We start from the raw sequence: 21,032 nt of genomic DNA, 5'->3' as shown, positions 1-21,032 counted from the left end.
TACAATGATCCCCTTTCAATTTTTATTCCATTAATAATAGTCCGTTTAATGATGAATCAGACGGCTCAGGAACAAACGAGCCCGTTCTTCACCCGGATTCTGAAAAAACTCAGCAGGCTGGCTGTCTTCCAAGATCTGTCCTTTGTCCATAAAAATCACGCGGTCAGCCACTTCACGAGCAAAGCCCATTTCATGAGTGACGATGACCATCGTGATGCCTTGATGGGCAAGCGAGCGCATGACATCCAGCACCTCTCCAATCGTTTCGGGGTCCAGAGCTGAAGTCGGCTCGTCAAACAGCATAATTTTCGGATTCATTGCGAGTCCACGGGCAATTGCAACCCGCTGTTGCTGTCCACCGGACAATTGGGCGGGGTAGCTCTGTGCCTTTTCTTCAATTCCGACACGCTTCAGATAGGTGAGGGCAGTTTGAATAGCTTCTTCTTTCGGGATGCCCAGTACCTTCATCGGTGCAAGTACAATGTTCTCAATCACCTTTTTGTGGGGATACAGATTGAAATGCTGGAACACCATCCCGATATTGCGGCGGAAGGCGTTAATATCAATTTTTTTGTCATGCACGGGGACATCGTTAACGATTAGCTCCCCATCAGATATCGTTTCCAGACGATTGATGCAGCGAAGCAGGGTGCTTTTACCTGAGCCGGAGGGACCGATGATGACAACGACCTCGCCCTCCTTAATCTGAAGATTGATGTCTTTAAGTACATGAAAGTGACCGTAATGCTTGTTGACATTGCGAAAATGGATCAGAGAGCTCACCCCTTTTTTGACTTGAATACATCGCTTAGTAGACGGAATGACAAGATGCAGTTCTATTAGAATTTCGAAATTTCTCTCATGATACTATAAGCTTACAATAAAAAACAAGATTTTATGTCAATAAACTTTACGTGAAAAGTGTTTTTGGCTGTTTTTATACTAGTTATCTGTTATTTATATGATGAAAATGAATATATATCCACAATTTAATGTTATTTAGTTTGACATAAACTATGAAACCTCGACATGCAGAGGGAGAAACGTGACAAAAGCAGCGCTATGTTTTACAGTAGGGAAGAAGGAATTTAGGGTAAAGGAAGGATAGACAATGACGAAAGCTATTTCACCGCTAGTCACGGCATTGGGCATGGAGCCCCATCCAGAAGGCGGCTGGTACAAAGAGATGTGGAAGGCCAATTTTCAAATTCCGAAGCCTGTACTGCCGGATGTGTATTCCGGTCCGCGCTTTGCAGCTTCGTCTACGTATTTCTTGCTGCATCCGGGTGAGTTCTCCGAGTGGCATGTGGTCCATTCTGACGAGCTGTGGTTGTACCATAGTGGAAGCCCTATAGAGTTAAAATTGGGTGGAAGCGGAGAAGAACCTGGCGAAGAAACGGTCATTATCGTTGGTGCAGATGTGGAGGCAGGACAACATCCACAAGCACTCGTACCAGGAACTGTATGGCAAACGGCACGTCCGCTGGGGGATGAGCCTGTGCTGGTAACCTGTGTTGTTGCACCAGGATTCCACTTTGATGATTTCAAGCTGATTGCCAAGGGTAAGGTGGAGTAGGAATATTTTATCGGCGGGTATAATCCTGGATAAACAGGACTTACCCGCCTGATTTGTTGTTACGGGTATTTTTGTTAGTGTTAGAGAGTTGCCATTTGTTGTATACTTTGAATCTTTGTTTTTTTTCGAAAACCAGCTGCAAACTTTATCACTCGTGCAGTACCATATGATCTGACGTTTGGCCTCTGTTTGATCCTCTGGTATACAGCATAGCGGTTTCTTCCCATTCCTTTCGCTTGGTACATGGCGATATCGGCCTCTTTCAGTAAAGAAGGCAGGGGCTTCTTCGGAGAAGGATGCATAGTAATCCCGATGCTACCTGTAACCTGAAGATTGATTCCCTGGATGTTATAAGGAACGCTGATTTTTTGCAGCAGCAGTTCTGCCAGAACTGTGACCTGATCGGCATCATAATCCTTCATAATGAGTAGAAATTCGTCACCACCGATTCGAAAAGCTTTCTGATGGGAGTTTGTTACCTGGAGTAAATGATCGCTTACCCGTCTGAGCAGCTTATCACCGATTTGATGTCCATATGTGTCATTAATGGCTTTGAATCCATCCAGATCAAGATACATAATAGCAAAGCCTTCCTTGCCGTTGCTTCGTTTCCAAAATAGCTCAAGTGCATTCCGATTGAATAGACCCGTTACAGGGTCCTGATAGGCAAGTTTCCGCAGCAAATTTCTTTCCATCATCACAGAATGTAAAAAAATTAACGTATATATCCACAGCGCCAAAGTTAGACCGATTAGAAGTAAGGCTGTTAAAGATATACTCAATGGGTTCACCACCAATATAGTTTATAGGTTATTCCGCTTCTATTAGCGGCATTAGGTTAGTTGTCTGGCATGAACGATGAGTCGATGTGTCGGATTTACAAGAGGATCACAGGTAATTAGTGTGAGAAGCTTTTGTTTCTTGATGCTTTTTAAAACGGAGACATTTGAAGGAGTGACGACTGAAATGTTGTAGACCTTGTATACGTATTTTTCACCCCGAGTGTGAATTAGAATCTGATCTCCGATTTTCACCTCATTAAGCCGGTTAAATAAACGTCCAGTTGTTCGTGAGCGATGAGCGGCTATGGCAGCATTCCCCACCTGGCCGAGTGTCGCAGTTTCCGACATATGTACGGCTGCATATCTCATATGCTGTTGGGTTGCACCTTCGAGTACAGGAAGTTCCAGCCCGATACGATCAATCTGGATTGTAGCGATTGGGGCTTGCTCTGAAGCCGACGATGGGGGAGTGGCTTGTGACAATTGTGGCCCATCCGCTGCTGCAGTATTTGTCAGCCAATTGGACAAATTTGTATAGCCTTTCATCATTTCGGGAGTCAGTGTCGATGTATCTGTATTTGATAATGATTCAGCTTCCTGTAATAGCTCTTTTTGCTTTTGATCTTCCAACCATTCATTAGCGGTAGGAAATAACATGATGATGATTCCTAACATGATGCTCACGTATGCCAGCTTACGCAATTGAAAAGCCTCCTAATACAGTAATCCATAGATCGGACATGTAAAATAATTCCCCTTCTCGCTGAAATGATGAGTTGAGAAGGGGGATTTTTGATTATAAAATGTTATTTATTTTTTATGCGTTCGTCTATAACCCAGATAGGCCCCCAGAAGAATTAAGAACATGCCACTTACATAGAAGGGAGCAGGACTGTTTTCTCCTGTCTTTGGCAATGTATCCACCTTGGGTGTATGACCCGGATCACTTGGATCTTCTGGTTTTTCTGCCGGTAGACGGATTACACCCTTAGGTACTGGGTCTTCTTCAATCTTCACGGGCGGTGAAGGCTCCTGGTGAGGATCGGCTTCCGGTGTCTCAGGTTGCACCCCTGGTTCAGCGGATGGTTGCGCCTCTGGTTCTACAGGTGGCTGTTCAATAACCGGAACGCCCAACGGAACATCCTCATCCTCGATAATTTTCGGCTCTTCGGTTGTTACGGGCGTAACAGGCGTCGCCGGAGGTTCAGTTATTTCAGGGTCCTTATCATGTTTTTTGCCTGAGCCCGGACTCGTAGGTGTACCCGGATCGGTAGGCGTACCTGGGTTTGTAGGCGTACCTGGGTTTGTAGGCGTACCTGGATCAGTAGGTGTACCCGGACCCGGATCAACAGGAGTGTCTTTTTTGTTGGTGATTACGATTTGTTTAATGCCTGAACTTTGTTTGATAGTTGTATCTATTTTGATTTCTGTTTTTGGCGCTGTTATTTTGTAGCCTTCAGGAGCAGTAAGCTCCTCCAGGATGTAGTCATCATAACTCAATGAAGAAAATACGATTTTCCCGTCCAAATTGGTAGTTTGGACAAGAGGTGCTCTTTTCTGATTCTTGTCATAGAGTGCAAAACGTGCCCCGGATAGAACCTTATTGTGATCGTCCTCATCAATTTTGGTAATCTCCAGACTTCCCGTAACTCCTCCTCCTGATCCTGAACCAGAGGATGTGCGCACGGTAATTTCCTTACTTGTTTCCCTGATTTCGGTGGTCAAACGGTCGCCCTCGAAATTAACCTTATTGCTCACTTTTGCCTTGTCTTCAGCTTGAAGAAAGGATTGATATTGCAAAATATAACCTGATGATATAGCCTTCGCAAAGGCAAGCTCAAAGGATTGCTGACCTTGAGCAGTCGTTGTTATTTTTAGCTTATAATCCTGATCCTTGACTAACTCAGTGTCCCTAACAGCTTCTCCGTTGGCAGACACTTTGGTGGAGTATAGATGAAAGGAATCTTTAATCAGAATTTGATTATTGCTGGGCGTATCCACGATCTTCGCATTGGAAACATGGGATTGCCCTTCATTGATATGGATGTTCCAGTCGATTTTATTTCCATTCTGAGCACCGGACTTTGTCACGTATTCTCCGCCGTGGGGTACAGACACTTTGGCAGCCCATTCCGAATCTACATTTTTTCCATCCATAAGCAGAGCGTTATTGTTAATCTCTTTATCAATAAGCTCTCCTTCCAATGTTGTTTGGAAAGTGACCCAGTAAGGAGAGTTGATGGACTGGTTAAACTGGATGCGCAGTTCGTTGTTGTTAGCGGCGGAAGGTAAAACCAGAGTATATTGGCTCGAAGGTACTTCGGCCCCTTTCTGTACGCCATTCCACCATCCAAGCAGGGTCATATCGTATACCTTAACAGAATTTGGGACCAACTTTTGGCCCTGTAACAAGGTATCTCTAATCTCAGCATAATTGAGAGTTTTGCGGTTATAATTGGCCTTAATGTCCCATGTAATTTGCTTGGAGCTGGCATTGTAACTACCTGACTTCGCCCCATTTTGCTGGGTCATATTGTCCGGCCATAATCGAGCTTCGGCCTCAGCAGTTTGTGTTGTTCCGCTGTATAACCAAGTGATAGAGGCTTTATTCCAAAAGTCCGGCTTGGTTTTGTCGATTTTCCATTCATTGTTAAAGGTAGTTGTATAGTTAATGGTGTACGTGTCTTGAATCTTTTTATGAAAACGTATAGTGAACCCTTTTTTGTAATCCAGCGTAAGAGGGATCAGTTCGTAGTCTGTCGGTGATGTTAGTGTTGTTTTTCCGTCCGCGCTTTGGATCTTCAATGTGTTCGGCAATAAGGCCAGGCCGCCATTCGGAAAGGCATCGTCGATAACGATTTGATCCATTGTATACTTATCCGCATTAATAGAAATGACCCAAGGAATCGTTTTGGTGTTATAGTTCGGTTCCTTATAGCCTTTGGTGATAATTATACTTTTCAGTTCGGTGGTTGTTTCTTTTGTTACCCCATCAGAAGTTACACTGTTCTTTATTTTACTATTTTTAACTACACGATCTATAGCCTTTGTTTGATAACGGATGGTATATGGAGCTTCAATATCCGTATTGAAAAGCAGATTGAAACCATTGGTACCATGATCGTCAATAACTGGAGTGACGCTGTATTGGGATGCAGGGAGCTCATCCTGTGTATCCCCTTTATACACTTTAAGTGAATCTATGATGAGTTGTTGGCTGTTATTAAAACGGTCACTTAACGCGGCTTTAGCTGCGGGAATTTTTTTGTTGGCAAAATTATATTTGATTGCCCATGAGATCGTTTGAGTGACTGGGTCGTATTTCTCCACTTTTTTGCTTAAAAAATCCCCGCGTTGAACAGTGACTGTAGCTGTTGCGGACGTATCCTTCACATCGTCCCCTGAAAAAGTGGCTGTGTTGGAGAAACGAGTATCCTCGCTTGTTATGTTTGTGGAGTATTGAATTCGGTAGGCGCTGTTAATATTCTCCTCGTTAAAACGGATTCTGAAGCCCGGCACAACCGGATCAGCCTCTACTGTATACTTATCTGCGCTAACAGTGTCCCCCAGCACGGTGGTTCCGTTCACATTAATTTGTAAATGGTTTACCCGGATGGAGTCCTTGACTAGTTCTAGTCCTTGGGGAGTTGGGTCGGTTACTACAGCGTGTTTGATAGGATCCAAGTGTTTATTTACGTCAACTGTCCAATGAATTTGGTCTTTTCCATCAAACTTTCCTTGTTTCTCCATTGTAGGACCAGCTGCAGGCTTAATATTTACGATAGCCGTTTGCTCGCCGCCTTTGATCGGGATCGCAATAATAACTTGTGTACTGCCTTTTTCTATTTGTGTGCTAAATTCAGTTTTGATCTCTAGCTTACCGCTGACATTAGAGTGGCTTTCTACGTAATCATTAAATGTCATAACCACTTTACCTTGACGGTCTACGGTAAAATGACCTACTTCTCCATCTGTATTCGTCAAAGGAGACGTAATATCTGTGTAAATTTGGAATTGCTCAGGTAATTGAAAGGTAAAGGTGTCTCCAGCTTTATACGTATGGTTCGGCAGTTCCCATTCATAGCCTAAATGGATGGCGGAACCAATATCAATACGGCTATCGGGATTATACACTGCATCAATAACACTTCCAGTAGAATCTGTAAGGGTTAGCTTGGTTAAAATACTTTCTTGAGTTGCCCTAACTTCAGAAGTTGAGCCAGCAGTTGGTTCAGGGACTGGAGCCGGGACAGCAGGTGGGATGTTAATTGGCTCTGAGGGCATTGGATAAACATCGTTAGTCACACTCTGAACCGGATCGGTTCCTGGGGTCACTGGCAGAGTAGAGTCGGGATTTTGTGCATAAGCTTGTGTTGTGCTGAACAAACACTGCAAAAAGAGCAATAGCGCAACCGTTGCTGCATTCCATTTTTTTCTCATACGGTAAACAAATCTCCTATTCTTAAAATACTCTTATTTAACGGCTAATGGTTATTCCTTCGAGGTCGAGAGAACTGTATTTATATATTCATCATTCATTCATATGATGCTATGTTAGCCGCATTAATTACTTGTTCAGAATTTATGAAAATTCATGTTCGGGGATGAACCTCCTCCTTTTGACTCGAAATTAGATAATGGTTGGAAATCTCATTGTCTTCCTGGACTAGAATACATGCCACATCTCAACAATTTCTCAACAAGGATAGAAAAAGAGCCTTGATCATGTGATCAAGGCTCTTCAAGAAATGTAGTTCTATTTTTTCATTTTTTAAAAAATATGAATTAAAAACATTGATATTAATATTGCTTTGTTTTAATGTATTTGGAGGGATCTTTGACCATTTCGAATTTCTGTTTACCCATATACAGTGCTGCATCTACTGTAGTGTCTACGACCACCCACTGATTATCGATGTAGACCTCATTCCAGGCATGATAAGTGTCCACGTAGGAAGATTTGCCCATAACCAGCTTGGTTGGTACATCTACACTTCGTAACATAGCAGCCATCAGTGAAGCATAACCATAACAAATATCTTTTTGAGAGCTTAACGTATGATCAATTTGTGGCAAATAGTCAGTCGTTAAGGCAAAGGCCTGATTGGAGTCATACTTGATATGACTAATTACGTAGTCATAGATTTTTTGCAGCTTCTCGCGATCGGTTGTTGCACCTTGGGTTAACTCACGGGCTTTTTGAATCGCTTGATTAGTACTACTCCAGTTAATATTTTGAATGGAATTAAGATACACTGCCTTGCTATCGTTTAGCTTTAACTCGATCGTATCTTGTCCTATCACTTTATATTGATTACCACTAAGCTGTTCCAAAATACTGATGTTATAGTTCCCATTACCCATTTGGAGAGGAAATACTTCTTCGGATTTCCCGGGTGTTAGATTATAAGAGTATTTTTGTGCATCTTTGGTAACCAAAATCTTGGTTTTAACGTTAGGTTTAACAGGGTAGCGCACACTGACCGTCCCATGATTTACATTGTTTTGATCCAACCATGCAACACTATCAGCAGCGTAAATTGTCGAATTTAAGAGAATTGCGGACAGCATGAAAAATAGGAGAAGTGTGGAAAGTATCATTTTCCCCATAAAAAACTTCCTTTCGGTGGCCAGGCTGCCATCATCAATAGAAGGCCCTATAGCTTTGCGTCCCTGCCTTTCGACAGGTTTGCCATTTCGTATAAAGTTTTCGGGAAAAATAAGCACGACAAAAAGCCACTTCAACCGGTAGCTGGCTGCCATCATACAGAAGGCCCTGTAGCTTTGCGTCCTTGCCTTTCGACAAGTTTGCCATTTATCCTGAATAGCTTGTATTTTTATTCTATCAGTTAGGTACTCTATTAGGCAAGTTTAAATCTCAGATTTTCGCTATTTATCGACAAAGAAAGCTTGCAGATTATACATAAGACCTATTTTATACGGTTTCCCCATTTTTTGCGATAGGAATGAGGCGTTTCTCCAATGTGCTCTTTGAACAGATTGATAAAATGACTTGTGTTGGGAATGCCCACATATTGTGCGATGTCCACAATAGCTACATCACTAGTTTTAAGCCAGCTTTGAGCAGCCGTGATACGAACATTAATAAGATACTCAATAGGGGAAAAACCAATCTGTTTTTTAAAGTTTTTAGCCAGGTTGAACTTGTTTAGACCAAACATTTCTGCTAGCGAATCCAGCGTGATCCGTTCGCAATAGGATTGATCCAGATATTGCTTTACCTTGCGCACCTCTGCAGTCCCATCTGAATTCGCGTTGGGATTGGTGTAGGGGTGCTGTAAAATAATCGTTAACAAGTCAACGATTATCCTGGATGAGAGCAGCTCAGATGATAAGCTTCGTTCTGGCTGTACATGTAATAAGGTGCGCAGCTTGTCCAGTACTGTACTTGAATCCTTTAGTGAGATTACGGGCTTATTGTGTTTATCGAATTGTTCGTAGAAATGGTCAATAAGATTGCCATATAGATTCACACTAATAAACTCCCATGTCTTCTGACAGGAAGTTTTGTACTGTACATATTCTTCGCAATTAATAAAAAGTATATCATGAGGTTTCAATATATAATCCTTGCCCCGGTATTGTAATTCCCCTCTCCCGGACAGAGTAAAAAGGAGCAAAAAAGAGGTGAGCTTTTGCCGTTCCATTACATAAGCATCTGTTTTGAAATAGCCTATTTCCTGTATATAAAAGAGGGATTTTTTAGCAAAAGCAGAGGGTGTACATATAATTGCAACTGGATCATCGCTCCAGACATACTGGGCATTTTTTTGGTTTGTTGTCATATCCAATTCCTTTACAAAAGAACAATTTTAGTAAGACAATTGTAGTTTGTTTCATGAATATCCTTTTAGAACCGGAGTTCCCATTTACAAAGGTTATTTTATCACATTAAAGTATATTCATGTATCGATTTGAGGCTATACATTATATAACAAAATTAACCAGAAAGCACCTATTTGAAAAGGATAGGGTCCTTCTGGAATTCATTCCTTAAATTGATGTAATAAAGAATGAGGTTGGAAATAAATAATTTCCTCAATGAATATATCGTAATCTTGCAATTCCACTTTTTGAGGCATATATCCTTTAGGTTTCAGGAAAAATGGGACTATATTTCGACAAAATGATTCAAAGGGCTCATTTTGTTAGGAAATAGTTGTAACTTAATTGTTGTGATTTTGTTCACGAAAATGTATGGATAAGTGTGGTTATGCGAACTCAATTTAAGCTAATGTGCAAATTTTAAATATCATGCAATTTGTTGACAATAGAGTATGGTTACCTTTGGTATCTGCACAGGCAATGATATGATGGTACTACAGATGTAATGAAACAAATTTTACAGTTAGTTTGGAGGACTACATGATGGGAAAAACAAAAAACACAAAAACCGCAGCAGCTTGGTCACTTGTTATGATGGGAGCGGGCTTTGCTGCTACGTTACCTTTTCAACAATTTGGCTGGGCCCGTCTTTTGGCCGGATCTTTTGAAGCCGGACTTGTAGGAGGATTGGCAGACTGGTTTGCCGTAACCGCGTTATTCCGTCATCCGCTGGGCATTCCGATTCCACACACAGCGCTTCTCCCTAAAAATCGGGGAAAGCTGACCGATGCCTTGGTTAACACGGTCGAGAATAATTTGCTTCATAAAGAAAGTATTGCATCTAAAATTGCCGAGATTAGACTGGCAGAGCTGGTGCTGAAAAGTGTGGAAAAAGGAATACGTACGCCCGAAGCGGTCACTTTTATAGATGTTCTTGCCAAGCAACTTGTCCGTTCGATTCCGCTGGCAGAGCTGGCCCCGGCCATCGCAACCGGGGTTAAGCGACAGGCGACTGAATTCGATATAGGACCATTGCTAGAGGTGCTTGCCCGGCAAGCTGGCGAGCGAAAGTATGACCAACGGGCGTTGGATTATGCGCTGGAGCAGACGGAGTCCTGGCTAATGCGGTCAGACACCGGGGTTACGCTAGGCACCTTGGGGATGCAGGCTGTTAGCGGCTTGCAGGTCAGCGGGCTTATGCAGTTTGCCCTGAACGCTTTCCTTGGCTATTTGAATGAGGAGCGTATGGGCGAGATGATTCGTCACTTTTTGCTGGACCGCGTAGCGGAGCTTCGAGATGAAGGACATCCGCGTCGTCAGGCCGTCCTGGATGGGTTCAACACACAGCTGATTCATCTGGCAGCCAAAGATACGGTCAGGGAGGGGCTGAATCACTGGAAAAACACCTTTATTGATTCTTGGGAAGGTGATGCAGCTATATCCGATAAGCTCGAAGAGCTTCGTCGTAATCTGCTGGATTACATGGAAGATGCCAGTTATGTAACGGTGTACATTGTACCTTTGCTGGATCAAATGCTGTCTGATTTATGGAGAAATACGGAGCTGCTGGACAAGATCAATTCGTGGATCGTAGCAGGTGTTACCGGAGTAGTGGAAGCAAACCATAGCCAAATTGGTAATCTGGTTCGAGAAAATGTAAATCGAATGGATGATACCTCACTGATCGCTTTAATGGAGGACAAGCTGGGGCAGGATTTACAATGGATTCGGATTAACGGTGCGCTTACAGGTTTTCTGATTGGAATTGTGCTTACTGGGGTTCGTATGTTGCTTGAGTAGCACGGACAATCTGAGGAACGATAAATGAAATTTGTGTAGATAAGGTTGTGAAACTATGAGGATTGGTCACCATCCAATGCTGCTGGTTCAGATGAGAGCCCGGCAACGGTACGTTGATGTATGGTGCCGGATCACCAGTAGATGAATAAGCGGAACTTTTTTTTAATTACGCTGTCATTTCTGATCGTGATTATCGGCTTGCGTTTGTTGTGGTTTGATTATTACCACAATCAGGATTATCCCCGGGCCAAGGCGGGAATTCTGGATCTGAGGGGCTTGAATCTGCAGGAGATAAAGACCCTGCCATTAAATGGGGAGTGGGAGTTTTATCCTGGGACTTTATCTTCTCCTGCCGAACTGAAATCCTTACTTATGCAGAAGCAGCGCCAGACCATTCAGGTACCAGGATTATGGAGTGAGTCGGTATCTCCTGTAGATCATAAGGCATATGGCGTTGGAACCTATCGGCTGCTTATTTTGAGTGACAGGTCGGAGGACACTCTATACGGACTTCGGATTGGAAAGATCAGTACGGCATCCAACATATTTGTGAACGGTCGTTTAATTAGTCATAGTGGTCAGGTCTCTAGCAAGGTCGAACAGCATATAGGATCGACTGTTCCATTCTCTGCTATGTTTGATGCGAACAGGCAGGCCATTGAGATTGTCATCCAAGTATCCAATTTTGATTTCTCTGCTAGTGGAGGAATTATGAAGCCTATCATTTTTGGAAGCGCGGATGCTGTGAATAGCCGAACCAACTTCACGATCGCAATGCAAATTATGGTATGTATTATTTTGCTGCTTCACGGGTTATATATAGTCGTTATATTTTTTATGAATCCACAAAAGAAGGCGCTTCTGTATTTTACGGGAATTGTAATCTGCACGGTATTATCCATCCTGACAGACGATGACAAGCTTTTATTGGACTGGTTCCCCATTAATCTGGGTCTTTCGTTAAAGATAACCACCCTTTCCTATATTGGAATAGGCATGTGTGTACTGAAGCTGGCGCAGTCTCTGTTGGTTCGATCCCGAATCATTCAGATTGTTTTTATAGGCCACTGTTGTTTTGCGATTTTGGTGTTACTTGCACCTGCATCCAGCCTGTATGCATTTCTTATGGTTCTTATCGCATTACCGGCTATTACTCTATGTGCTACAGTTCCCTCCCTTGCTTTTCTTAGAACATTCAGAGGGCAAAAAGAGGCTGTTTTTCTGTTGCTAGCATCCATTAGCATCGCATCCAGCATGCTGTGGGGCATTTTCAAGACGAATGATCTCCCTTATTACCCTTGGGATATTGTGCTGGCTTTTGTGGCATTTGCATCCTATTGGTTCAAGCGTTTTTTTAATACGAATGCTGAACTGAGAAGGCTGTCGGACAGATTGCAGCGCGCTGATCAGGTGAAAAATGAATTTTTAGCCAACACCTCTCATGAGCTGCGAAATCCTCTACATGGGATGATCAATATAGCACAGACTGTGCTGGAGAACCGGGGCGGCGCCCTGGATGAACCCAACAGGAGAAACATGCAATTGCTTGTTACGGTCGGCCGCCGTATGTCCTTATTATTGAATGATTTGCTGGATGTTACACGTCTACGTGAAAAGGATATTATTCTGGAAAAAAGAAGCCTGAAGCCCAAGGCTGTAGCCTCGGGTGTATTGGATATGCTTCAATTCATGACAGATGGGAAACCTTTAAACATGGTAGTTAACATCCCTGCTGATTTTCCAAATGTATTAGCGGATGAAAACCGAGTAATCCAAATCCTGTTCAATCTCCTTCACAATGCTGTTAAACATACTGCTGAGGGGACTATTTCCGTTCACGCACACATCCAAGGCGAAATGGCCAGTATTCAGGTGCGTGACACTGGCGTTGGGATAGATGAGGAGACGCAAAAGCGAATATTTCGTCCATATGAACAAGGAAATTCTCATTTGACGGTTATTGGGGATGGGCTTGGACTTGGGTTGAGTATCAGCAAGCAATTGGTGGAGCTTCATGGAGGATCTTTGAGTGTAAGTTCTGAACTTGGTCAAGGCTCAACCTTTTCTTTCACACTACCGCTCGATCCCTCACCTACCCCAGACGAATCACGAGATAACGAGCAGGTATGTATGGATGAAGAAGCAGGTACTGATTTTATAGCTCTACAGAATGAAGCTGTGATGCAAGTTGCGGTAGGCTCTGCACGATCTGCCATACTCGCAGTAGATGATGATCCGGTCAATTTAAGAGTGTTAGAGGGCATTCTCGCCTCGGAGTCGGAGCCTTACGAACTTGTCACTGTAACCAGTGCCCAGGATGCCTTACATAGGCTGGATCATCGGGAATGGGATTTAATTATAGCCGATGTCATGATGCCCCAAATGTCGGGTTATGAGTTAACTCGGCGTGTGAGGGAATACTTTAGCATTTCCGAGCTGCCTGTGTTGCTGTTGACAGCACGTAGTCAGCAGGAGGACTTATATACGGGATTTCTTGCAGGGGCCAACGATTACATTATGAAGCCTGTGGATTCTATGGAATTGAAATCAAGGGTCCGTGCCTTGACTGATGTTAAAAAGTCCGCAAGGGAGAGGCTTTGGATGGAGGCTGCGTGGTTACAGGCACAAATCAAACCTCATTTTTTGTTTAACACCTTGAATACCATTGCATCTTTAAGTCATGTGGATCACACCAGAATGGTGAATCTTATTGAAGAATTCGGCAAATATTTAAGATCAAGCTTTAACCCTCAAAATCTGGATAGAGTCGTATCACTGGAATATGAACTTGCTCTCCTGAAATCTTATCTTTATATAGAGAAGGAACGCTTTGGCAATAGACTAGATATTGTATGGGAAGTAGACGAACAGATAAACTTGCTATTGCCACCGTTATCGATTCAGCCACTTGCAGAAAATGCAATCAGGCATGGTATCATGAATCGGATAGATGGAGGAACATTGTGCATTCGTATTCAGCAGCGGGAGGATGGAACAGAAATAGCGATCATTGATGATGGTGTGGGCATGAGTCAAGAGGAACTGGACCGTCTGCTGAGTCCTCATCAAGAACAGGATAGCGGGATTGGATTACGGAATACAGATCGACGTTTGAAGCAAGTATACGGTAAAGGATTATCTATTAGCAGTCTTCCCAACCAGGGTACAACGGTAAGCTTCCATGTTCCCCAGGTACAAAGATAAGGAACATAATATCTCTGTCCCGTAGGTCCTCTATACAGAACGAGGCGAAGTAAGTGACGCTTCTAATGGGGACTCTACGGGTACGGAGAATGATTCCCAGTCGTGAAATTAGGCATGAGCCATTTGCCACTCTTTAAACCAATTTGTAATTTGTTCATTGGGCTTCTCATGAAGCTCTTCCCATAAGACGGATGATAATAAATCATGCCATTTGATCACTAAGCTATTTTTATTCATCTCAGCATAGGTCTTCATTAATCCCCAGTAGGCTTCCTCTTCTTGGGGGTGACGACTACAGATGCCCTCATAAATAGAGATCGCCTCTTCAGGCTGGGAGTTCCCTCTATACCATTCTGCCATTTTTAATGATATGGATAACCACATTTTATGCAGCCTTTGGCGTTCACTTTCAACCCACCAAAAATCATATTCCTGTAAATAGTCCCCTTTGTAAAGCTCCATCATTTTTACATAATATGGGATGGATTCCTTGTTCATCTGTGGAGCGGATGCCAGGAGAGACTCCCATCTTTCTGTATCTAACAGAACGTTTTGCGTGTGCAAAATATAACCGCCATTAGTATTGGAAATCTCTAAAAAGGAATGATACGGCGCTATCGTTTTTCTAATGTAATAAGCGGCTGTATATAAAAGAGAGTAGGCCTTATCTTCTTCATATTCTGGCCATAGTAATTCAATCAAGGCTGATTTGCGAACCCATTGGTCATGATTCTGGAGCAAGTACAAAAACAACTCCTGGGTCTTTTTAGTCCTCCACTGAATAACAGTGGGTTGCTGATCCGGTAATGTAAAGACGACATATTGAAAAACCTGTAACTGGAGAACAGAAGGCTGATTCTCAGGCATGGAGGCAGCTTGATCGTCACGCTTCAGAATGCGATTCATGGTTTTGATAAGACGTTCTGTCGTGACCGGCTTGAGCAGATAATCCAGTGCGTTAAGCTCGAAGGCCTGAATAGCGTACTTATCGTAAGCTGTAACAAAAACGATCTGAATATGGGGTTTGTGCTCCAAAATTTGATGTGCTAATTCAATTCCGCTGATCCCTGGAAGTCTTACATCCAAAAAAGCTATATCTATATCATCAAGTAGAATATAGTCCTTAGCCACGAATGGATTCGTAAAAGCTCCTGCAATATGTATGCCTTGTAACTCGCCAAGCAGACGCTTCATATAATCCAAAGCTAACTCTTCATCATCGACAATAACAATCCTTGTCAATATCTCTGATCTTTCCACGTGTACTGTACTCCTTTGTAGGCAGATACATCTTATTATATAGGATAACTTGACTACGGCTATAAGCAAACAGTTGTAGAAGAAAAAAATTTAAATAAAGAGGCGGGCTGCGATGGGCCATCGTTAAGATGAGTGATCGCAAGCCCGCCTGTTCAAATTGTGTCAAACTTAAAGATTGACTAACAGTATTGGACGAATATTTACAGGACCCAGCGTGTGACCTTCTCCAGGGGTTGTCTGGATTTTTCCCGCTTGGGTTCATGAGCACGATAACCGAAGGCGGCTATGACTGAAATATCCAGCAGTCCGTTCTCAAGCAATCCTTCTTCCTCTAAAATGGCATGTACCTGATCATAGTTAAAGCCTTCAATCGGGCAGGAATCGATGCCGATCTGAGCTGCCGCTGTCATCATATTGCCTAAGGCAATATAGGTTTGCTTGGAGGCCCAGTCAAATAACGTGCGTTCGTTTTCCAGCAGGCGTTGGTTTTCACCCTGGAAAATCTTATAGCGGCCTGGTAGGGAGGCAAAGTCTTCGTCAGACATCCCCTTAACCTCTTTATACATGTACTCCACGTAAGGAGAATCATAACGAACATCCTTACGTGCCAAGATCAGGACGACGTGGCTGGCCGCAGGAATTTGCTTTTGACCACCACTGGAAACCGCCGCCAGCTTTTCTCTCAATGCCTGATTTTGCACGACCACAAACTGCCACGGTTCAAATCCTACGGAGCTTGGGGAAAGTCGTCCGGTTTCGAGAATAAATTGAAAATCTTCCTCAGGTATGATGCGATCGGGGTCGAATTCCTTCGTGGCATGTCTGAATAAAAAGGCATCCAGAATTTCCTGCTTTTTAGCTGATGTATTGGACATAAAATGTACTCCTTTTGATATGGGTTTAGTTGGTACTCTATGGGTTTTCTGCTACTATATTGAGAGCTAATATCGAATATATAGTTATCATATAGAAAGTTTTTGCAGGGAACAAGTACGCACATATTTGTTCCTTGTTATAGGTCTGAAGGCTATTAGCCTACATCCTGTAGAAAGAAGGGGAATACATGGCACAGGAGATGGAACATACAGTTAGCGTTAATTTTGGATGTCCGGTAGCGAAAACTGTTGGGGTGATTGGAGGCAAGTGGAAGGGAGTCATTTTATATCATTTGACCACAGGACCGCGGCGCTATAATGAAATTCGACGGACCTTGCCTAATATTACACAGCGGATGCTAACCTTGCAGCTACGCGAATTGGAGCGTGATGGCATTGTGCACCGTGAAATTTATAACGAGAACCCACCACGTGTGGAATACTCGCTTACCCCGTTGGGAGATACGTTAAGACCGTTGCTGGATTTTATGAGAGACTGGGGGATCTTCTACGGAGAACAGGGATGCGAGCCTGTGGCGACAATTTCCAAGTCAGGCAAGCATTTTTGCTAAGATAGACATGAGAAAAGCCCACCGATGATTTCATAGAAAACACATGAAAATCATTAGCGGGCGGAATAAGGACGGATTCCTTTTACAAAATGGACACTATTTAAACTCGATCGATTCGTTCATCTTCGCCCAGGCCGTTTCTCCAATAATACCCAGACGCCAGATGGCGATTCCCTTGAGGTCATAACGTTTGGCTAAACCGATCTTGGCGTTAATGGTGCTGTCTTTTTCGCTACCCATTGAAATTCCCAAAATGAGCTTGTCCCGCGAGGTTTCCTTCAACGCCAGCTTTATGGCTTCGTCCACTTTATCCAGTGGCTCAGGCGTAGATTTTTGTCCGTAATCATAGGCCATGATGATCAGATCGTCCGCCAGATTGCCTAGCGTCTTGTAATCATAGCCAGTGTAAGAGCTATTCAGCGGATGCAGAACGACGGTAAGCTTGAGCCCGGCTTGATGTGCTTTGGCTGATAACTTTTTAATAAAGGCGTTGTAGTCGGAGCGAGCTTTGGCCTTATCACCGCTCCAGCCTAATCCTTCAAGATCTAACGTAATGCCCTTGAACTGCTTATCGGTGGCAGTGCTGACGATTTGAGAAATGGTCTGTTCTTGAAGCTGCACATTTTCCAAAACCTTGGTTAGCTCATGATTACCGTCGACAGAATAAACCATCAGGTAAGGGGAAGTCCCCTGGCTATCTGCCTCCTGTAGAATAGACTCGGGCGTTACAGCTCCAGCAGCTTGAGGCCATTTATATTCTTTGCCGGTCGTTGTGAACTGTCCGTTCGTATCAATTCGGCTCCAGCCGAAGGCAACGGCATTAAAATTCGGTATTTTGGATTTTTGGTCAAAGGAAGACAGTGCATAGAAGCCTACAGTGTACATAGCTTCACGTGGCGATGTGATAGAGACCGTCCGTGTTCCCTGGTTCCAGTTCACTGTGGCTCCAAATTGTTGCCCGAAAAAGCCCAGCGGAATCATCGTGCTGCCGCGTACGGTTTGCGGTGCTGCTGTTAGTTGAACCGTTTGTCCATCTACGGTGGCATTGCGGCTCCCCATTTTGAGAACCACCTGCTTGGTTGCATTGCCTTGCGCTTTGGTAGCGGTGATGCTTTGGCTGGCTTGATCCCATTTCACTGTAATGCCCAGAGCCTCAGAAATAGCGCGAAAGGGAACCATCGTCGTGCCGTTCATCATGGCAGGCTGTACAGGGAACGGCAATGGATATCCGTCCAGCATGATGCTGACCTTACCCGCCTCCGCTTGTGCCAAGGGACTATAGATGCCCGCTGCGGTACTCAGAAAGATAACGCTAGATAACAGAGCCTTATTTACGATTTTCATCCTATGATCTCCTATGCTCAATAGATTGCAATGCTATCATGTTAGAATCGTGAGGTTTCTATCATTTTACCAAAAAAATGATAGATAGGTGAATGTAAAATGATAGGATGAGATAACGATAAAAAAAGCTGGTGCCTGAATGAATGGCACCAGCTTTTTTACATGTAAGGCTCTGTTGTTTGTAACTCAGATTACTTGCGACGCTTGAGTGCAATGCCTACTGCTGCGGCACCAAGCACGACTGCGATGATCGAGAGGACAAGTGCTGTTGTTTGTGCAGCAGAGCTGGCTGGAGCAGAAGCGGCAGGCGTAGCCTCAGCAGCATTGTCCGAGGTCGGCGCTGCACTGCTGTTATCTTTGGCCGTATCTGTGCTCGCATGGCCCTCTGCGGTGCCTGCCGAATCATGTCCGCTGTCTGCGGCAGGAGCAGAAGTTTCGGGTGTGGCATCTGCCGTAATTTTGGTAATGGAATGAGGATTGTTACTTCCTTCATCGCCTGTCCATTCCACAATACTTCCGTCACTGTAATATTGGAAGGCGTCCCAGGCTGCCGCGGTATTCTGGTCTGCATTTTGTGCTACAAAGCTGAAGCGTTGGTACTGTCCCGCTTGAATGCCGTCTTTTTCAGACGTCCATGTGACGGTGGTTATTTTGCCAGAGCTGTCTTTTTCGGTGGCTACCTTCCAATCCGGTACAGGCTCGTATTGTTTGAAAACGACCTCTTTAGGAACTTTTAAAGCGACTTTGGTGGTTGGAATGTTTTTTTCCACAGGCACTTTCAACGTGTACGTTTCCCACGCATTAGGTTGTGAAACGGAAGGCTTGACCGTCACATGCGCACTGGCCATACCTGCAAAAAGCAAGGCACCAGCCGCAATTATACCTATAGAGGTTGTGAACCTGGAAAACCTGGATTTTGCTGTTTGAATCGTTATATTCATCTTCATTTCGCTCCTTATTAGATAAAATAATTATTTTTTACCGCCTACATGCAGAGTAAATTCAGCATCAACCGCATCGAGTGATGCCGTCAGGGTATGTACTTTTACCGCCCATGTTCCTTCGGAGGTTATCAATTCCTGACTGCGGAAGGGCTGTTGCTGCTTCACGGGCAGAACAAATTCCTGTTGATCTTGGTCAGGATCAGCTGGGGTAAGCGTCAATGTGACTTGCTGGATACCTGAAACGGCAGTACCCTTGCTATCCTGAACGGATACCTTAAATTCATTGCTGCCCACAGCATTGGGGCTGACTGCCAGTGTAACGCTGTATTCGCCAGTAGTGTGAGTCTCCTCAAACGGTACAGCAGGTGCCTGGCCAGGTGACATGTGAGTGAGCACCGCTGCCAACAGCATCACGAGCAGGCCGACGGACAGCTCGACACGCAATCCTCCGGCGGCTCGTTTGCTCGCTGCCGCTTGTCGAGCGCTACGGAACTGGCTGGCTGCAAAGACCAGCATAACTAGCAGTAGCGCTGCTTTGCTGAGCAGAACGAGTCCATAGGACGTGTTCAGCAGCATGGAGGGAGATGGAAGGTACAGCACCGCTCCATAAATACCAGTGGCGAGTAGCGCCGCCACCATAGCAATGCCCCAGCCAGCAAAGCGGCGCAGGGCGATTTGTCGCAGAGCTGCCTGCTTGGATACAGGCAGCTCCGATCCGGCAACAGGCAGGCACACCACCATGACGGTAAGTGAGCCGATCCAAAAGGCTGACGCTGCAAGGTGGACGAAATCTGCCACAATGGCTGGAGCCGGATGGGTAGCTGCTGCCGGATGCCCAACAAAGGCCTTGGATAGCATGAGGCTCAGCGTTAGTAGAACGGAGCTGTAGCCCCATACACGGCGCTGGCGATCAGAAATGCTGGGATCAATCGCATAAATTAACGTTACGCTCAGAAGCAGCACGAGAATCATCTGGACAAACCAGATTTTCCCTGCTCCAGTAAATTGAAGCGCTTCTCCCATAATGGGGAGTGAGAAGCCCTCCCTGATGGAAACTCCGGCATCCCAAGACGCCTGAAGCGGTAGGCTGATTAAAATGGCAGCAGACGTTATGCCATAGCCGCTCCATAGCAACTTAGTCCAACGGGGTAATGTGTCAGAGGGCTGCTGACTAAGCATCTTCTGCTCACTGCGATTCTTGTCTCGGTTTATGCTCGGTAAGAGGAACAGTCGGAAACAAATCGCTCCAAAAAGCAGCGATAGCCCTATGTAAAGGAGCCAACGGACAGCGATTAAGTCGATTCGTGATGTCCCAGAGCTTTCAGAAGGGGTAGCTTGATCGGTATACGCATTGGAACCGCTACCTACTTGAAATGGAATCACTCCATTGACTGGATGTCCATCTGCGGACAAAGCTCTCCAAGTGATGGTGTAAATTCCATTTTTCATCCCCGGAATCAATTGGATTTCCATGGTGGATGGGTGCTCTGGGTTGAGCTGTGCTTTTCCTGTGTCGACCCGCTTGCCTGTTTCATCGGTCACTTTGATGGACATGAAGGCAGATTGCAAATCTTCGTTGAAAGTGATAGTCACCTGAGAAGGAGACTTGTCCAAAACCTGATTTTCGGTCGGACTGGATTCAACGACAAATGCATGAGCCCACGATGAGTGAGGAAACAGGAGCAGAAGAGGGAGGCACAGCAATAAAAGACAAGCCACACGGGCTGGTCTGGACAGGTACAACATGCCTGTGAAGTCACCTTCTCTCGATTACTTGAAGCGAGGATATCCTCATTTGTAGCATTCTATACGGACAAACCAATTTCTAT

Annotated in this window: 15 protein-coding genes and 2 riboswitches; of the genes, 4 read left to right on the top strand and 11 right to left on the bottom strand. The window is 44.4% G+C overall.

Features of this window, described 5'->3' with window-relative positions; all coding sequences use genetic code 11:
- Positions 1-45 precede the first annotated feature (45 nt).
- Positions 46-783 (bottom strand): amino acid ABC transporter ATP-binding protein, encoded by a 738-nt coding sequence (locus BN1546_RS09335; RefSeq protein WP_017427181.1) that lies wholly within the window; start codon positions 781-783, stop codon positions 46-48.
- A 328-nt stretch (positions 784-1,111) separates the two neighbouring features.
- Between BN1546_RS09335 and BN1546_RS09330 the strand changes: the two genes are divergently transcribed.
- Positions 1,112-1,576 carry a cupin domain-containing protein gene (locus BN1546_RS09330; protein ID WP_013369054.1) on the top strand — a complete coding sequence of 155 codons (465 nt, stop codon included), beginning with the start codon at positions 1,112-1,114 and terminating at the stop codon, positions 1,574-1,576.
- Positions 1,577-1,656: 80 nt separating this feature from the next.
- Here the strand turns inward: BN1546_RS09330 and BN1546_RS09325 are convergent, their stop codons facing one another.
- From BN1546_RS09325 to BN1546_RS09305, 5 genes are all read right to left on the bottom strand, one after another.
- Positions 1,657-2,367, bottom strand: a complete 711-nt coding sequence (locus BN1546_RS09325) for a GGDEF domain-containing protein (protein WP_255305573.1) — start codon at positions 2,365-2,367, stop codon at positions 1,657-1,659.
- A gap of 42 nt (positions 2,368-2,409) precedes the next feature.
- Positions 2,410-3,060, bottom strand: coding sequence for a class D sortase (locus tag BN1546_RS09320; protein ID WP_231124515.1), 651 nt, complete (start codon positions 3,058-3,060; stop codon positions 2,410-2,412).
- Between the two features lie 108 nt (positions 3,061-3,168).
- Positions 3,169-6,798: an LPXTG cell wall anchor domain-containing protein gene (locus BN1546_RS09315; RefSeq protein ID WP_090737241.1), complete on the bottom strand. Its 3,630-nt coding sequence runs from the start codon at positions 6,796-6,798 to the stop codon at positions 3,169-3,171.
- 360 nt (positions 6,799-7,158) lie between these two features.
- Entirely contained in the window at positions 7,159-7,968 is an 810-nt protein-coding gene (locus BN1546_RS09310; RefSeq protein WP_090737238.1) for a transglutaminase-like domain-containing protein, read from the bottom strand.
- Positions 7,969-7,980: 12 nt separating this feature from the next.
- A riboswitch (cyclic di-GMP riboswitch) is annotated at positions 7,981-8,062 on the bottom strand.
- 40 nt (positions 8,063-8,102) lie between these two features.
- Positions 8,103-8,181: riboswitch (cyclic di-GMP riboswitch) on the bottom strand.
- A gap of 107 nt (positions 8,182-8,288) precedes the next feature.
- The gene (locus BN1546_RS09305) at positions 8,289-9,164 is read right to left on the bottom strand and encodes a helix-turn-helix transcriptional regulator (protein WP_090737236.1); all 876 of its coding nucleotides are present in this window, start codon (positions 9,162-9,164) and stop codon (positions 8,289-8,291) included.
- 583 nt (positions 9,165-9,747) lie between these two features.
- Between BN1546_RS09305 and BN1546_RS09300 the strand changes: the two genes are divergently transcribed.
- Together BN1546_RS09300 and BN1546_RS09295 are read left to right on the top strand one after the other, a co-directional pair.
- A complete protein-coding gene (locus BN1546_RS09300; protein ID WP_090737234.1) occupies positions 9,748-11,004 on the top strand; it encodes a DUF445 domain-containing protein in 1,257 nt (418 codons plus the stop codon).
- A gap of 141 nt (positions 11,005-11,145) precedes the next feature.
- Complete coding sequence (locus BN1546_RS09295) at positions 11,146-14,208, top strand: hybrid sensor histidine kinase/response regulator (protein ID WP_090737232.1); 3,063 nt, start codon at positions 11,146-11,148, stop codon at positions 14,206-14,208.
- A 108-nt stretch (positions 14,209-14,316) separates the two neighbouring features.
- On the opposite strand, the gene BN1546_RS09290 is transcribed toward BN1546_RS09295, so the two are convergent.
- Both BN1546_RS09290 and BN1546_RS09285 read right to left on the bottom strand, forming a co-directional pair.
- Positions 14,317-15,468 (bottom strand): response regulator, encoded by a 1,152-nt coding sequence (locus BN1546_RS09290; RefSeq protein WP_090737230.1) that lies wholly within the window; start codon positions 15,466-15,468, stop codon positions 14,317-14,319.
- A 200-nt stretch (positions 15,469-15,668) separates the two neighbouring features.
- Positions 15,669-16,343 (bottom strand): NAD(P)H-dependent oxidoreductase, encoded by a 675-nt coding sequence (locus BN1546_RS09285; RefSeq protein WP_040102305.1) that lies wholly within the window; start codon positions 16,341-16,343, stop codon positions 15,669-15,671.
- Positions 16,344-16,531: 188 nt separating this feature from the next.
- Between BN1546_RS09285 and BN1546_RS09280 the strand changes: the two genes are divergently transcribed.
- Positions 16,532-16,915 carry a winged helix-turn-helix transcriptional regulator gene (locus BN1546_RS09280; RefSeq protein ID WP_025679610.1) on the top strand — a complete coding sequence of 128 codons (384 nt, stop codon included), beginning with the start codon at positions 16,532-16,534 and terminating at the stop codon, positions 16,913-16,915.
- A 96-nt stretch (positions 16,916-17,011) separates the two neighbouring features.
- On the opposite strand, the gene BN1546_RS09275 is transcribed toward BN1546_RS09280, so the two are convergent.
- The 3 genes from BN1546_RS09275 to BN1546_RS09265 form a co-directional block, all read right to left on the bottom strand.
- Positions 17,012-18,259 (bottom strand): stalk domain-containing protein, encoded by a 1,248-nt coding sequence (locus tag BN1546_RS09275; protein WP_090737228.1) that lies wholly within the window; start codon positions 18,257-18,259, stop codon positions 17,012-17,014.
- Positions 18,260-18,450: 191 nt separating this feature from the next.
- A complete protein-coding gene (locus BN1546_RS09270) occupies positions 18,451-19,200 on the bottom strand; it encodes a YcnI family copper-binding membrane protein (RefSeq protein ID WP_058831369.1) in 750 nt (249 codons plus the stop codon).
- Between the two features lie 30 nt (positions 19,201-19,230).
- The gene (locus BN1546_RS09265; RefSeq protein ID WP_090737226.1) at positions 19,231-20,949 is read right to left on the bottom strand and encodes a copper resistance CopC/CopD family protein; all 1,719 of its coding nucleotides are present in this window, start codon (positions 20,947-20,949) and stop codon (positions 19,231-19,233) included.
- Positions 20,950-21,032: the final 83 nt, after the last annotated feature.

Source organism: Paenibacillus sp. Mc5Re-14, from assembly GCF_001049835.1.
Lineage (GTDB): Bacteria > Bacillota > Bacilli > Paenibacillales > Paenibacillaceae > Paenibacillus > Paenibacillus polymyxa_C.
This window is presented reverse-complemented; position numbering and strand designations above follow the sequence as displayed.

Excerpts from the sequence above, each read along its gene's own strand:
- BN1546_RS09300 (WP_090737234.1), top strand. The coding sequence starts at position 9,748 with ATGGGAAAAACAAAAAACACAAAAACCGCAGCAGCTTGGTCACTTGTT.
- BN1546_RS09270 (WP_058831369.1), bottom strand. The coding sequence starts at position 19,200 with ATGAATATAACGATTCAAACAGCAAAATCCAGGTTTTCCAGGTTCACA.
- BN1546_RS09275 (WP_090737228.1), bottom strand. The coding sequence starts at position 18,259 with ATGAAAATCGTAAATAAGGCTCTGTTATCTAGCGTTATCTTTCTGAGT.
- BN1546_RS09280 (WP_025679610.1), top strand. The coding sequence starts at position 16,532 with ATGGCACAGGAGATGGAACATACAGTTAGCGTTAATTTTGGATGTCCG.
- BN1546_RS09305 (WP_090737236.1), bottom strand. The coding sequence starts at position 9,164 with ATGACAACAAACCAAAAAAATGCCCAGTATGTCTGGAGCGATGATCCA.
- BN1546_RS09310 (WP_090737238.1), bottom strand. The coding sequence starts at position 7,968 with ATGGGGAAAATGATACTTTCCACACTTCTCCTATTTTTCATGCTGTCC.
- BN1546_RS09295 (WP_090737232.1), top strand. The coding sequence starts at position 11,146 with ATGAATAAGCGGAACTTTTTTTTAATTACGCTGTCATTTCTGATCGTG.
- BN1546_RS09315 (WP_090737241.1), bottom strand. The coding sequence starts at position 6,798 with ATGAGAAAAAAATGGAATGCAGCAACGGTTGCGCTATTGCTCTTTTTG.
- BN1546_RS09330 (WP_013369054.1), top strand. The coding sequence starts at position 1,112 with ATGACGAAAGCTATTTCACCGCTAGTCACGGCATTGGGCATGGAGCCC.
- BN1546_RS09285 (WP_040102305.1), bottom strand. The coding sequence starts at position 16,343 with ATGTCCAATACATCAGCTAAAAAGCAGGAAATTCTGGATGCCTTTTTA.
- BN1546_RS09265 (WP_090737226.1), bottom strand. The coding sequence starts at position 20,949 with ATGTTGTACCTGTCCAGACCAGCCCGTGTGGCTTGTCTTTTATTGCTG.